This is a genomic window from Streptomyces sp. NPDC021115, assembly GCF_044333065.1.
Taxonomy (GTDB): domain Bacteria; phylum Actinomycetota; class Actinomycetes; order Streptomycetales; family Streptomycetaceae; genus Streptomyces.
The window spans coordinates 464,192-478,790 of sequence record NZ_JBIRQF010000001.1 but is presented as its reverse complement, the minus strand read 5'-3'; the positions used below and the strand labels follow the sequence as shown (position 1 = coordinate 478,790).

The window sequence follows — 14,599 nt, the reverse complement described above, 5'->3', positions numbered from 1 at the left end:
CTGGCAGGATTCGAACTTGCGCACGCTGCTCCGGAGGGGGACTGCCTTCCAGGCATCGTCGCAGGCCACAGCCCTATAGGCGGCTGTTAGGCGAGTAGGGTCCGTGCATAGTCCACAGCTCGCAGCATGCGTATGAGCGTTGCTCTGATCAGAGCAACACCCCCGGGCCATCAGGGCGGAACACGCGGGAGTTGTGTTCGCCGAGAGGGGCGGCCAGCTGGCGTGCATCGACGCGGCGCTGGCGGGGCTCGCGGCGACGTAACGGCCACCGGACTACAGGGGCGGCAGCTGCGAAAGCTGCCGCCTCTGTCATATTTCGTCCCAGTGCGGGAGGAGGGGCAGACCGGCGTCCGGCTCGGCGTCGGGCCGCTGCGAGGCTGGCGATCCCGGCTGTCCCGGGATCGCAGTAGTCGGCACGGTGACCGTCCTCTTAGGCCCGAACATCAGGCTGGACGACTGTTGGGTCCTCCGATCCGACACGACGATCCCGCCGCGCCACTTGCCTACGGGGTCCTGGTACCGGAACTGCAACTTCCTGAGCCGTGCGCCGAACTCCTCTCGCAGCGGCTCGTAAGCATCGTCGCAGTGCACGTTCCACCTGACGTCGTTGAGGTAGGCGTGACAGGCGATGGGGAACAGCAGTGACGAGACCAAGAGGTCCGCAAGCTGGAGAAGAGTGTGCGTGTCGCTGTGACCGAAAACCGGTGACTCGATGATCCCGCGCAGGCTGTCGCCGCCCGTACGGTACTTACGTGTTGTCACACAGTGAACATTGGGCGCGTTCTTCACCTTCGTACGGCTGTCGAGAACCATCATGCCGCGTGAGTGCTCGTGGGCAAGCTGAGCCTGGAAGGTCTCGTTCAGTGCGGCGACGGAGGCGGGGTAGACCCCGGACTCGTCGAACGCCAGCCCCTCCTCCTTGATCCATATACGGGCAAGGACGCGGGTCCCGTGGGCCTCCAGTATGTCGAGCAGAGAAGCCGCCAGCTCCATGGCGGCGCGCCGCCAGTTATGGTTGCCGGCCCGGAGGTTTTTGCGGACGTCCGAGCCCTTGATCTCGTGCTGGATCACCTCAGAGAGTTGTTCCGCGTTCCGTAACTGCGGCCGGTAGTGCTTCTTGACGTCGAGGAAAGCCCAGGTGAGGGACCTAACCTGGGTTCGGGGCACCGTGAATCCGCCGACAACGAGTACTGGAGGAGCGTCGGGTCTCTCAGGGTCGAGTGTCTGCCCGTTGCCCGCCTCGTCGATATAGCACAAATGCACCGAACCTCCCGGAAACACGTCTGTGGCCGCCCCCGAAGGGACGGCCACAGGGTCTGCGCAGCCATATGCGCGGTGTTTTGCTTGCTGGGCCCGATCTTGCCAAGGCGGCTACGGACGGTCAAGGGAGGCATCACACATGGTTGACTGACAAGTTAGTTTCGGTCAGCTACGGCGGGCCGGGTCGAGGAAACTCGACCAGGCGGGTGGCGTGACGGCAATGCCCCACAGCCCGGTGACCTTTGAGGGCCGGACGTGCATGGGCGGAGGGAGTGAGGGCTACCCCGCCTCGCAGCGACTGTTCTCGGGACGACCGCATGCCGCCAGCTCGCTGCAGTCCGAGGCGAACGCGGAGCCGGGCCGTGGCTTGTACATTGTCTCGGCCTTGGCGTGCCGTTGGGCGGTGGTACCGCTACGAAGGGAGCAGGGCAAGGCGTCCGTGCGGAGGCCGACGTCTGAGGGGTAAGTTCGGGCTGTCGCCGAAACCGCAAGCCGGTCTGCCCTGGGGCTTGGGAGACGTAGGATTCACCGTGTGATTACGGGCGAGCTGAAGAGCAAGGTGGGGCGCGTCTGGGACGCGTTCTGGTCGGGCGGCATCTCCAATCCGCTGGAGGTGATGGAGCAGATCACGTACCTGCTCTTCATCAAGCGGCTGGATGAGATCCAAACCCGGAGGGACCGCAAGGGCGCCGCAACGGGCAAGCCCGACCCGGACCCCTTCTTCTCGGACGACCAGCAGGATTTGCGCTGGCAGACCTTCAAGGTCAAGGCCCCCGAGATCATGTATGGGCTCGTCGCTGACGGCGTCTTCCCGTACCTGCGCCGCATGGGCGGGAACGAATCGACGTACTCCCACCACATGAAGGACGCCCGGTTCACAATCCCGGGGCCCAACCTGCTGGCGAAGGTCGTCGACCTGCTCGACGACATCTCGATGGACAGCAGCGACACCAAGGGCGACATCTACGAGTACCTGCTCGCGAAGATCGCCACTGCCGGCCAGAACGGCCAGTTCCGCACGCCGCGCCACATCATCGACCTGATGGTCGAGATGACCCAGCCAGGGCCCCGCGACGAGATCTGCGACCCGGCGTGTGGCACGGCCGGCTTCCTGGTGCAGGCGGCGTCGTACGTGCAGCGGGTGCACAGTGACGCGCTGCTCGGAGTGGAGCAGCGCAAGCACTTCAACGAGTCGATGTTCCACGGCTTCGACTTTGACAACACGATGCTTCGCATCGGCTCGATGAACATGCTGCTGCACGGCATCGAGAACCCGGACATCCGTTACCGCGACTCGCTCGCAGAGAACGCGGCCGGCGAGGCCGAGCGCTACTCCCTGATTCTTGCGAACCCGCCGTTCGCGGGGAACCTGGACTACGAGTCCACGGCGGTGGACCTCCAGCGCATCGTCAAGACGAAGAAGACGGAACTGCTGTTCCTGGCCCTGTTCCTGAGGCTCCTGAGGCCCGGTGGCCGGGCCGCCGTCATCGTGCCGGACGGGGTGCTGTTCGGCTCGACGAAGGCCCACAAGGAACTGCGCCGCATCCTGGTGGAGGAACAACAGCTCCAGGCAGTGGTCAAGCTTCCGAGCGGGGTCTTCAAGCCGTACGCCGGCGTCTCGACGGCGATCCTGTTCTTCACGAAGACAGACTCGGGCGGCACGGACCACGTCTGGTTCTACGACGTGCAGGCGGACGGCCTGAGCCTGGACGACAAGCGCAACCCGCTGCTTCCGGAGGAACGCCTGGGTGTCCGCCCGCAAGGCGCCCCGCTGACGCCGGACGAACTCCTGAAGAACAACCTCCCGGACGTTCTGGCCCGCTGGCAGGAGCGGGACGGCACGGAGAGGGACCGGGCGAGGACCGAGCAGAGCTTCTGCGTGCCCAAGGCGGCCATTGCGACTCATTCCTATGACCTCTCCCTGAACCGTTACAAGGAGATCGTCCACGAGGAAGTCATGACGCGGACGCCGAAGGAAATCCTGGTAGATCTGGAGCAACTGAACGAGGATATCGCCAAGGGTACGGATGAACTGAAGGGGATGTTGGCGTGACCGTGGTGCCGGATGAGTGGACGCTGTACACACCGCATGATATTGCTGGTCTCGCGAAGGACGCCTTGGTTATCGGCCCCTTCGGCAGTAACCTCAAGACAAGTGATTATCGCGACGAAGGCGTTCCTCTTGTCTTCGTCAAGGACATCCGCGCCGAGGATTTCTCTCGTCCGCGAGCTTATGTCTCGACCACTAAAGCTGTCGAGCTTAGGGCTCATCAGGTTCTACCAGGTGATATCTTGATCACGAAGATGGGAGAACCGCCTGGGGACGTAGCTTTGTATGACAGCGATGTTCCCGGAGTCATTACAGCTGACTGTATCCGATTGAGGCCGACATCCGGATTTGATCGAAAATATCTGGTCCACTCCTTGCGGACGCCGAGCGCCCGCAAACAGATCGAAGCGATTACCACGGGGGCGGCACAGAAAAAAGTTAGTCTAGATCGATTCCGGACCCGATTGCATATTGCGGCACCTACCGTAGTCGAGCAGAAGCGCATCGCTGCGGTTCTTGACCATGTGGACACCCTCCGTGCTAAGTGCCGCGAGGCCATTGCGCTCCTCGACGACCTCGCTCAGTCCATCTTTCTTGAAATGTTCGGCGATCCTGCGGGAAACCCGATGAAGTGGCCACTTAGGTCACTGCGAAGCGTCTCGAGCGTATTTTCAGATGGCCCCTTCGGGTCAAATCTGAAGAGTGCGCACTATCAAGAGTCAGGCATTCGCGTGGTGCGCCTTCAGAACATCGGAGTAGGTGAATTTGTCGACAGGGATCAGGCTTATGTCTCTGTTGATCATTTCCAATCATTGAAAAGGCACTCGTGCCTGCCTGGTGATATTTTGATTGGGACTTTGGGGGAGCCTAACTTGAGGGCGTGCATCCAGCCGGAGTGGCTGGAGCTTGCCCTGAATAAGGCTGACTGTGTGCAGATGCGCGTGGATCAGGGTGTTGCAGATTCGGTCTTTATGTGCGCTCTTCTTAATCAGCCGGGTACTGAAAAATTGGCTCAATCCATGACGGTTGGACAAACTAGGCTTCGTATCAGTATGGGGCGTCTGAGGGATCTGGAGGTTCCCTTCCCTCCACTTGCGTCCCAGTCGATGTTCCGCACGGCAACCGAAAGTGTCGAGAGATCCAAGGCTCAGTACCGAACCCAACTAGCCTCCCTCGACGAACTCTTTACTTCCCTCCAACACCGTGCCTTCTCTGGCACTCTCTGGGATCATGAAGCCACTGGCGACGCGGTGTAAGCCGCTCTCGCACTCGGTGCCCAGCGCCGACCGCACCACACGCCGCCCGTCGGGCCGGGCAGGGGAGCCTGGCCCTCGGGTGGTCTTGCCGTAGGAGACGGACAGAGTTGTCGGCCTCGTACGGGCCGGGAGGCCCCGGGCCGTACGAGGCCGCGCCACAGGGGAGAGGGACACCGCACCGGCATGGCTAGCGAAATGAACGGGCTGAGCGGCCAGAACAGCAACAGGCAGGGCCAGACCAGCCACCACAACCACGTCGCCGCTGGCAACGACGGCCGTGCCGCGAACGGCAACTTCGCCTTCTTGCGTGCAGAGTGGCCCGCCCTCTACGACGAGGCGACCCGCGCTGAGCGGCTGATCCATCACGACCCGCGCACCGCCTGCTTCTACGCCCGCCGCGCCATCGAGACCACGGCCCGCTGGATGTACGACAAGGACGACAGCCTCAGCGAGCCGTACAAGAAGGACCTCGCGGCGATGCTCCACGAGCCGAGCTTCCGGCAGCTCGTCGGGCCGACGGTCAACGCCAAGATGGACGTCATCCGCCGGCACGGCAACAACGCCGTACACAAGGCCGCCCCGGTCCCGAAGACCGTCGCCGAGGCCAGTGTCAAGGAGTTGTTCCACTCCCTCTACTGGTTTGCCCGGACCTACACTCGCCAGCCCGCCGCGCTGCCGCCTGCCGGTCTGGAGTTCGACACCAGCGTCGTACCGCGCCCCCTTTCTCCCCAGGCTCGCATGCTGAAGCAGGCCGAGCTCAAGGCCAAGGAGGCAGAGGACGCTGCACGGTTCAAGGAGCAGGCCGAGCAGCTGGCCGCTGAGCGAGCCCAGAACGCGGATCTCGCCCGACAGCTCGAAGAACTCAAGACGCAGATCGCCGCCGCGAAGGCCGCCAACCAGTCTGTGCGGGACACCCACGACTACGACGAGCAGGCGACCCGGGACACCTTCATCGACCTGCTCCTCAAGGAAGCCGGCTGGGACCTCCTCATCCGAGGCAAGGACACCGAATACCCAATAGCGACCGGGATGCCCACCAAGACGGGCCAGGGGTTCATCGACTACGTGCTCTGGGGCGACGACGGCAAGCCCCTGGCCGTCGTCGAGGCTAAACGGACCCAGCGGGACGCCCGGGACGGGCAGCAGCAGGCGAAGCTGTACGCCGACGCGCTTCAGGAACAGTTCAACCGCCGCCCGGTGATCTTCTACACCAACGGGTACGAGACCTACCTCTGGGACGACGGTCTCGGCTACCCGCCCCGTCAGGTGCAGGGCTTCTTCACCAAGGACGAGCTGCACTGGCACATCCGCCAGCGCGCCGGACGCCTCTCCCTCACGGCCACTCCGGTGAACGAGAAGATTGCTGGCCGCCCCTACCAGCTCCGCGCTATCAAGCGGGTGGGCGAGACCTTCGAACGGGACCGGGGCCGTCAGGCGCTGCTCGTCATGGCTACCGGCACCGGGAAGACCCGTACCACTGTGGCCCTCGTGGACCAGTTGATGAAGGCGGGCTGGGCGCAACGGGTGCTGTTCCTCGCTGACCGGCAGGCGCTGGTCACTCAGGCGATGAAGGCGTTCAAGCAGAACCTGCCGAACACTCCCGCGGCCAACCTCCTCGACGACAAGGCCGCCTCAGCCCGCGTCTACCTCTCCACCTACCAGACGATGATGAAGCAGATCGACGTCACCGACGGTGCGGGCCGTCGGCGCTTCGGACCCGGCTACTTCGATCTGATCGTCATCGACGAGGCGCATCGCTCCGTGTACGCGAAGTACGGTGAGCTGTTCCGCTACTTCGACTCGCTGCTGCTCGGTCTGACCGCTACACCCAAGGACGAGATCGACCACAACACGTACAAGCTGTTCGCCATGGAGGACGGGGTGCCGACCGACTCCTACGACCTCCAGGAAGCGGCCGCCGAGGGTTACCTCGTCCTTCCCAAGGCGGTGAAGGTACCGCTGAAGTTCATGGAGCAGGGCATTCGGTACGACGACCTCTCGGAGGAGGAGAAGGCCGAGTGGGACGCCAAGGAGTGGACCGAGGATGGTGACATTCCGGATGCGGTGGGCCGACACGAGATGAACAAGTTCCTCTTCAACGAGGACACCGTGGACAAGATGCTGGAGACGCTGCTGACGCGCGGCCACCGCGTCGAGGGCGGCGACCGGCTCGGCAAGACGATCATCTTCGCGAAGAACAACGACCACGCCCGGTACATCGAGGAGCGCTACAACGCGAATTACCCGCAGGGTGCTGGCCACGCGGCGCGCGTGATCACGTACAAGGAAACGTACGCCCAGTCCCTCATTGACGACTTCTCCAACCCGAAGAACCCGCCGAACGCCCCCGACATCGCCATCTCCGTCGACATGCTCGACACCGGCATCGACGTGCCCGAGGTGGTGAACCTGGTCTTCGCCAAGCCCGTCTTCTCCAAGACCAAGTTCTGGCAGATGATCGGCCGCGGTACCCGTCTGCGTCCCGCCCTTTACGGCCCCGACCCCGACAATCCCGAGCACAGCAAGCAGAACTTCTACGTCTTCGACTTCTGCGGCAACATCGACTTCTTCAACAGCCAGCTCGATCGGTCGGAGGGGCGCAGGGCCGTCACCCTCACTGAAAAGCTCCTCCAGCGCCAGCTCGACCTCGTACGGGTACTGGACAAGCGGCGACAGCCCGATCCGGCACGGGACGCCGGCCCCGACGCGATCGGCACCGAGGCGGAGATCCGCTGGTCGCTGGCCCACCGGCTGCACCACACCGTCATCGGCATGAATCTGGACAACTTCCTGGTCCGCCCGCATCGCCGGGAGATCGAGGTCTTCAGCGACTTCGGCAATTGGCACCGGGTGGACGACGACGCGGACACCGCGATCCGTGAGCACCTGCTCGGACTGCCCAGCGAGTTCCGCCCGGACGACGAGGAGACGGGCGAGGAGGCCAAGCGATTCGACCTGATGGCGTACGGTCTCCAACTTGCCGCGCTGGAAGGCGGCAAGGAGTTCGCAAAGCTGCGCGCGAAGATCCAGGACATCGCTTCCAACCTGCTCACCAAGACCAACATCCCGGCAGTCGGCGAACAGGCCGAGCTGCTGGAAGCGGTGGAGGGCGACGAATGGTGGGACGGCGTCACGCTCCCGCTGCTGGAGGACATGCGGCGCCGTATGCGCCGACTGGCCCGTCTCACCGACCCCAAGGTCAAGCGGAACGTTGTCTACACCGACTTTGCCGACACGCTCGGCGACATGACCGAGGCCCAGATACAGGGGATGCCCCAGGGCACGGACGAGCAGCGCTTCAAGCAGAAGGCCCGGGCCTACCTACTCCGTCATGAGGACCAGCCGGTGGTGCGCAAACTGCGTCTCAACGAGCAGATCACCGAGCTCGATCTCTCGGACCTGGAGGAGATCTTCCTCATAGAGTCCATCGCCTCCCCGGAGGATCTCGACGAGGTGCGGTCCTCCGGCGGCCTCGGCCTGTTTGTCCGCGGGTTGTGCGGGCTGGACCGGCAGGCGGCGCAAAAGGCGTTTGAGGCATTCTGCACCGGCAAGCAGCTCAGCTCCCGCCAGCTCGACTTTCTGACGCTGATCATCGACACGGTCGTCAGGCGCGGAATCCTGAGCCTGGGGGACCTCTACGAGGATTCGTTCGCCGACCTCGCTCCCGGTGGTCCGGACGACCTGTTCACAGGTGACGAACTCGAACACCTCAAGGTTATTTTCAACAAACTGGAGCGGACAGCCAGGCCCACTACCTTGGCGGCCTAGACTCGGCGCCGCGGCGATCAAGCGGTCGGGGGTGGAGCTGCCCGGCACAGCCACTCATCTATGGCCGTGGCTGACAGCCCTGAGAGGGGAGAACGCGGGGCAGGCGGAACGGGATGAGCCGGAGCCGCCTCCGCCCCCTGGAGTGGTGGCCGGACGCCAACTGACGGACACTTGGGAAACGTGGGGCCTGACCAGGGCGAATGTCCCACGTTCCTGTCCATGAATGGTCCATAGACCCCGCCCTAGGGCCGCTCAGCGCTGTATACGCCTGCACATACGCGAAGACCCCGCACTCAGCGGCTGGGCTGATGGCGGGGTCTGCTGGCACCTTTTGCGAGGTGCCCCCGGCAGGATTCGAACCTGCGCACACGGCTCCGGAGGCCGTTGCTCTATCCCCTGAGCTACGGGGGCTTGCCTGTCGCTGCTCTCTCGCGGCGACGGGTAGAACACTACCAGCTCGCTGAGGGTGGTCATGAACGCTTTTGGGGAGAGGCGGCGGGTGGGAGCGGAGGGGGGTATACCGCATGTGGAGGGGCGGGCGCAGGGGAGTGGGGGGAAGGTCCCTCGGACGTGGTGGAAGTGGGCAAAACGCGGACGCGGGGGTGGGGGCGCGCCTACTCTTCAGGGTGTGCCTGGCTTGTCCGGCCGGGTCCTTGTCGTCGACGACAACAAGGTCATCCGGCAGCTGATCAGGGTCAACCTCGAGCTGGAGGGCTTCGAGGTCGTGACCGCGGCCGATGGTGCCGAGTGCCTGGAGATCGTTCACCAGGTGGCACCCGATGTGATCACTCTCGACGTCGTGATGCCCAGACTGGATGGGCTGCAGACGGCGTCCAGGTTGCGTGCTGATGCGCGGACCCGGCGGTTGCCGGTCGCGATGATCAGTGCGTGTACGCAGGTGGAAGTGGACCGGGGGCGGGCGCTGGGGGTGGATGCCTTTCTGGCGAAACCCTTCGAGCCCGCTGAGCTGGTGAAGCTCGTGGGGCAGCTGATGAGGCGAGGGGCTGCTGGGGCGGCGGCGCCCGGTGATGCTGAGCCGGCTGTGGGGCCCACCGGCTAGCCGAGGTCTTGGGTTGGTCGGTGGGCGTCGGTCTGGACGGGGACGTGCCCGTCGCGCCCTGAGTGAAGGGGTGCGCACGTCCGAAGGGCGAAACCGGTTCGCGGGGGCACCCCCCTCCTCCCATACGCTGGTGCCGTGACACCCGCCCAGCTCTCCCGCACTGTGCTGCACACCGTGCGTCGTGCCGTCGAGGCCGACGAGCTGTGTGTCGATGTGCCGGAGCGGGTGAAGGTGCAGACCCCGCCGCGGCCCGGGTGCGGGGATTACGCCACGAATGTTGCCTTGCAGCTCGCTCGGGGGCGGGGGCCAGGGGCTGCTGCGGGCATTGCTGAGGTTTTGCGGCGGCGGCTTGTCGGTACGCCTGGGATCGCCGCTGTTGATATCGCTGGGCCTGGTTTCTTGAACATCACCCTTGATGGGCGCGCGCACGACCAGCTGCTCGGGGGCGTTCTTGAGCAGGGGGATGGGTATGGGCTTGGGGACTCGCTTGCGGGGGTGCACTCGCGGTTTGCGCCTGCCGGTGAGGTGCGGGCCGCGCTGGTGCTCCATGTGGTCACGGGGCTTGTTGAGGGGTGTGGGGGGTCCGTCGACGTAGGGGTCGGCGGGGAGGTTATTTCTGTGCGGGGTGCCGGGGTCGACGGGCCTGAGCTGCTGACTCGGCTGGGGGGCGACGCTGCTCGGTGGGCCCTGTTGCGGGCTGCCGCACATGATCTTCCAGATCTCGATCCCGGTCGTCTGCTGTCGCAGCGGGAGGGGAATCCGCTCTTCCGGGTGCGGTATGCGCATGCGTTGGCTCATCGGGAGTCGTGCAGCGATGAGAGCGACGACATCGCGCTGCTTGGGTTGATCGGGGACTTTCCTCGTGTCGTCGAGGCCGCCGCCCGGCACCGTGCGCCTGATCGGCTCGCGCGGCATCTTGTTGCCACAGCTGATGCGTTCCTTCCCGGTACGCGGCGAAAACGTCTCGCCGAGGCCACCGGCGTCGTGCTCGCCAATGGCCTCCGCCTGCTCGGCATCAGCGCCCCGATACGCCTTTGATCTATTGAGAGAGACAGCATGAGCCGTTCCGCCCACCCCGCCGGGCCCCGTCACGCCGATGTTCTGCCCGAGGGGCATTACGCCGCGCCGCCCGCCGACCTCAATCAGCTCGATGCTCGGGTCTGGTCCCGCACCGTGACCAGGAATGACGAAGGCGTGGTGAGCGTCGGCGGGATCGATGTCGCCACGCTCGCCGAGCGGTTCGGGACGCCTGCCTACTTCCTCGACGAGGACGACTTCCGCGCCCGCTGCCGGGCCTGGCGGGAGGCGTTCGGGGACGACGCGGACGTGTTCTACGCCGGGAAGGCGTTCCTCTCCCGCGCCGTCGTGCGCTGGCTGCACGAGGAGGGGCTGAACCTCGACGTCTGCTCCGAGGGGGAGCTGGCCACCGCCCTCGCTGCCGGGATGCCCGCCGAGCGGATCGCCCTGCATGGGAACAACAAGAGCAGTCGGGAGATCGAAAGGGCCGTGAGCGCGGGGGTCGGGCGCATCGTGCTCGACTCCTTTCAGGAGATCGTCCGCGTCGCGCACATCGCCCAGGGCCTCGGCAAGCGGCAGAAGGTGCAGATCCGGGTCACGGTCGGCGTCGAGGCGCATACCCACGAGTTCATCGCGACCGCCCACGAGGACCAGAAGTTCGGCATTCCGCTCGCGGGCGGGCAGGCGGCCGAGGCGGTGCGGCGGGCGCTGAAGCTCGACGGGCTGGAGCTGATCGGCGTGCACTCGCACATCGGGTCGCAGATCTTCGACACCTCCGGCTTCGAGGTGGCCGCCCACCGCGTCGTCGGACTGCTCAAGGAGGTCCGCGACGAGCACGGGGTCGAGCTGCCCGAGATCGACCTCGGGGGTGGGCTCGGCATCGCGTACACGCCGGATGACGACCCGAGTGAGCCGGGGGACATCGCCAAGGCGTTGCGGGAGATCGTCCACCGCGAATGCGACGCAGCGGGGCTCTCGGTGCCTCGGTTGTCGGTCGAGCCCGGGCGGGCGATCGTCGGGCCGACGGCGTTCACGCTGTACGAGGTGGGTACGGTCAAGGAACTGCCGGGGCTGCGGACGTACGTCAGTGTCGATGGGGGCATGTCCGACAACATCCGTACGGCGCTCTACGATGCGGAGTACTCGGTCGCGCTGGTCTCCCGTTCGTCCACGGCCGAGCCGATGGTGTCCCGGGTCGTCGGCAAGCACTGCGAGTCGGGCGACATCGTCGTACGGGACGCCTTCCTGCCCGCCGACCTGGCGCCCGGCGACCTGATCGCCGTCCCGGCCACCGGCGCGTACTGCCGGTCGATGGCCAGCAACTACAACCACGCGCTGCGTCCGCCGGTCGTCGCCGTCCGGGATGGTGAGGCGCGGGAGATCGTCCGGCGGGAGACGGAGGAGGATCTGCTGCGGCTCGATGTCGGGTAGTGAGATCGACCAGTAGCCAGCAAGATCCGTTGGCTGGATCGATCAGCGAGAAAGAAATCTCGGATACTGGACCCGGGGGCAGGAAACCCCATCCAGTGCACGAGACTGGTGCACCACCTAGATGGATGAGAAGCGAGGTCGGATGATGCGTACGCGTCCGCTGAAAGTGGCGCTGCTGGGCTGTGGAGTCGTCGGCTCAGAGGTGACGCGCATCATGACGACGCACGCGGACGACCTCGCGGCGCGCATCGGCGCACCGGTCGAGCTGGCCGGGATCGCGGTGCGCCGCCCGGGGCTGGTCCGGGACGGCGTACCGGCCGAGCTGGTGACCACCGACGCCACCGCGCTGGTCAAGCGCGGGGACATCGACGTGGTGGTCGAGGTCATCGGCGGGATCGAGCCCGCCCGCTCGCTGATCACCACCGCCTTCGAGCACGGCGCGAGCGTGGTGTCGGCCAACAAGGCGCTCGTCGCCAAGGACGGTGCGGCGCTGCACGCCGCCGCCCAGGAGCGCGGTGCGGACCTGTACTACGAGGCGGCCGTCGCGGGCGCGATTCCGCTGGTGCGGCCGCTGCGCGAGTCCCTGGCCGGCGACAACATCAACCGCGTCCTCGGCATCGTCAACGGCACGACGAACTTCATCCTCGACCGGATGGACACCAGCGGCGCCGGGTATTCCGAGGCGCTGGACGAGGCCACCGCGCTCGGGTACGCCGAGGCCGACCCGACCGCCGACGTCGAGGGCTTCGACGCCGCCGCCAAGGCCGCGATCCTCGCCGGGATCGCCTTCCACACCCGGGTCACCCTCGACGATGTGCACCGCGAGGGCATCACCGAGGTGACCGGGGCCGACATCGCCTCCGCCAAGCGCATGGGGTGCACGGTCAAGCTGCTCGCGATCTGCGAGCGCGCCGCCGACGGCCGCTCGGTGACCGCGCGGGTGCACCCGGCGATGATCCCGCTGACCCATCCGCTGGCCTCGGTACGCGAGGCGTACAACGCGGTCTTCGTGGAGGCCGACGCGGCCGGTCAGCTCATGTTCTACGGGCCGGGCGCGGGCGGGTCGCCGACCGCGTCGGCCGTCCTCGGGGACCTGGTCGCGGCGTGCCGCAACAAGCTGGCGGGCACCCCGGGGCCGGGCGAGTCCGCGTACAGCCGACTGCCCGTGAGCCCCATGGGCCAGGTCGTCACGCGGTACCACATCAGCCTCGACGTCGCGGACAAACCGGGTGTTCTCGCTCAGGTCGCGACAGTCTTCGCCGAGCACGGCGTGTCGATCGATACGGTCCGGCAGCAGGGTAAGGACGGCGAGGCGTCCCTCGTCGTCGTGACCCACCGCGCGAGCGATGCCGCGCTCTCGGAGACCGTCGAGACGCTGCGTCGGCTCGACACCGTCCGCGATGTCGCGAGCATCATGCGCGTCGAGGGCGAGTAGTCGAGCGGGCGAGCAGCAGGCCGACCGCAGGCCGGTAGAGGCGGAGCAGAGGCCGAGTAGAGGGCGAGCGGAGAAAAAGGGAAATCATGAACGCAATTGCTGACGCCGGGACTCGCATGTCCGGCACCCGCCAATGGCACGGCTGGCGGGGCATCATCGAGGAGTACCGCGACCGCCTCCCGGTCGGCGAGACGAGCCCCGTCGTCACCCTCCGCGAGGGCGGGACGCCCCTCGTGCCCGCGCAGGTGCTCTCCGAGCGCACCGGTTGCGAGGTGCACCTCAAGGTCGAGGGCGCCAACCCCACCGGGTCCTTCAAGGACCGCGGCATGACGATGGCCATCAGCGCGGCCAAGGAGGCCGGTGCGAAGGCCGTCATCTGCGCCTCCACCGGAAACACCTCGGCCTCGGCGGCGGCGTACGCCGTGCGGGCCGGGATGGTCTGCGCGGTGCTGGTCCCCCAGGGCAAGATCGCGCTGGGCAAGATGGGCCAGGCGCTGGTGCACGGCGCGAAGATCCTCCAGGTCGACGGAAACTTCGACGACTGCCTGACGCTCGCGCGCGGCCTGTCCGAGAAGTACCCGGTGGCGCTGGTCAATTCGGTCAACCCGGCGCGTATCGAGGGGCAGAAGACGGCGTCCTTCGAGATCGTCGACATGCTCGGCGACGCGCCCGACATCCACGTCCTGCCGGTCGGGAACGCGGGCAACATCACGGCCTACTGGAAGGGCTACCAGGAGTACGCGGCCGAGGGCGGCCCGGCCTCCCGTACCCCGCGGATGTGGGGCTTCCAGGCAGCCGGCTCGGCGCCCATCGTGCGCGGCGAGCCGGTCAAGGAGCCCGCCACCATCGCCACCGCGATCCGGATCGGCAACCCGGCGTCCTGGGCCCAGGCCGAGCGGGCGCGGGACGAGTCGGGCGGCTTCATCGACGAGGTGACCGACCGCCAAATCCTCGCCGCCTACCGGCTGCTCGCCTCCCAGGAGGGCGTCTTCGTCGAGCCCGCCTCCGCGGCGAGCGTGGCCGGTCTGCTGAAGGCTGCCGAGCAGGGCAAGGTCGACCCGGGCCAGCGCATCGTGTGCACGGTGACCGGCAACGGCCTGAAGGACCCCGACTGGGCGGTTGCGGGTGCCCCGCAGCCGGTCATCGTGCCGGTGGATGCCGACGCGGCGGCGGTACGGCTCGGGCTGGCGTAGTCCGCGGCCCCGTGGCCGTATGGCTCGGGCGCGCGTCGTCCGCGCGGCTCGGCGTCATGCGTGCGGCGGGCCGCGCGGTGGCCGGGGCGCTGTCTTCGGACTCCCTGGCCCGGCGGCCCGTGGCACCCG

At 66.4% G+C, this 14,599-nt stretch carries 9 protein-coding genes and 1 tRNA gene; 8 read left to right on the top strand and 2 right to left on the bottom strand.

The window, feature by feature from the left end:
• Nucleotides 1-309: 309 nt before the first annotated feature.
• A complete protein-coding gene (locus ACH4TL_RS02115) occupies nucleotides 310-1,263 on the bottom strand; it encodes a DUF3800 domain-containing protein (protein ID WP_398313724.1) in 954 nt (317 codons plus the stop codon).
• A gap of 529 nt (nucleotides 1,264-1,792) precedes the next feature.
• Here ACH4TL_RS02115 and ACH4TL_RS02110 point away from each other — a divergent pair.
• From ACH4TL_RS02110 to ACH4TL_RS02100, 3 genes are all read left to right on the top strand, one after another.
• Entirely contained in the window at nucleotides 1,793-3,313 is a 1,521-nt protein-coding gene (locus tag ACH4TL_RS02110; protein WP_398313359.1) for an N-6 DNA methylase, read from the top strand.
• The gene (locus ACH4TL_RS02105) at nucleotides 3,310-4,566 is read left to right on the top strand and encodes a restriction endonuclease subunit S (RefSeq protein ID WP_398313361.1); all 1,257 of its coding nucleotides are present in this window, start codon (nucleotides 3,310-3,312) and stop codon (nucleotides 4,564-4,566) included. The genes ACH4TL_RS02110 and ACH4TL_RS02105 overlap by 4 nt, the downstream gene beginning before the upstream one ends.
• A gap of 183 nt (nucleotides 4,567-4,749) precedes the next feature.
• Nucleotides 4,750-8,334, top strand: coding sequence for a DEAD/DEAH box helicase family protein (locus tag ACH4TL_RS02100; protein WP_398313363.1), 3,585 nt, complete (start codon nucleotides 4,750-4,752; stop codon nucleotides 8,332-8,334).
• Nucleotides 8,335-8,673: 339 nt separating this feature from the next.
• Here ACH4TL_RS02100 and ACH4TL_RS02095 read toward each other — a convergent pair.
• Nucleotides 8,674-8,745: transfer RNA gene (locus ACH4TL_RS02095), tRNA-Arg, on the bottom strand.
• A gap of 226 nt (nucleotides 8,746-8,971) precedes the next feature.
• Here ACH4TL_RS02095 and ACH4TL_RS02090 point away from each other — a divergent pair.
• The 5 genes from ACH4TL_RS02090 (at nucleotide 8,972) to thrC (ending at nucleotide 14,470) form a co-directional block, all read left to right on the top strand.
• Nucleotides 8,972-9,394, top strand: a complete 423-nt coding sequence (locus ACH4TL_RS02090; RefSeq protein WP_398425132.1) for a response regulator — start codon at nucleotides 8,972-8,974, stop codon at nucleotides 9,392-9,394.
• Between the two features lie 135 nt (nucleotides 9,395-9,529).
• Nucleotides 9,530-10,432, top strand: coding sequence for an arginine--tRNA ligase (locus ACH4TL_RS02085; RefSeq protein WP_398313367.1), 903 nt, complete (start codon nucleotides 9,530-9,532; stop codon nucleotides 10,430-10,432).
• 18 nt (nucleotides 10,433-10,450) lie between these two features.
• Nucleotides 10,451-11,842, top strand: coding sequence for a diaminopimelate decarboxylase (gene lysA / locus ACH4TL_RS02080; protein ID WP_398313369.1), 1,392 nt, complete (start codon nucleotides 10,451-10,453; stop codon nucleotides 11,840-11,842).
• Between the two features lie 142 nt (nucleotides 11,843-11,984).
• Nucleotides 11,985-13,277, top strand: coding sequence for a homoserine dehydrogenase (locus ACH4TL_RS02075; RefSeq protein WP_398313371.1), 1,293 nt, complete (start codon nucleotides 11,985-11,987; stop codon nucleotides 13,275-13,277).
• 116 nt (nucleotides 13,278-13,393) lie between these two features.
• Nucleotides 13,394-14,470, top strand: coding sequence for a threonine synthase (thrC, locus tag ACH4TL_RS02070; protein ID WP_398313726.1), 1,077 nt, complete (start codon nucleotides 13,394-13,396; stop codon nucleotides 14,468-14,470).
• Nucleotides 14,471-14,599: the final 129 nt, after the last annotated feature.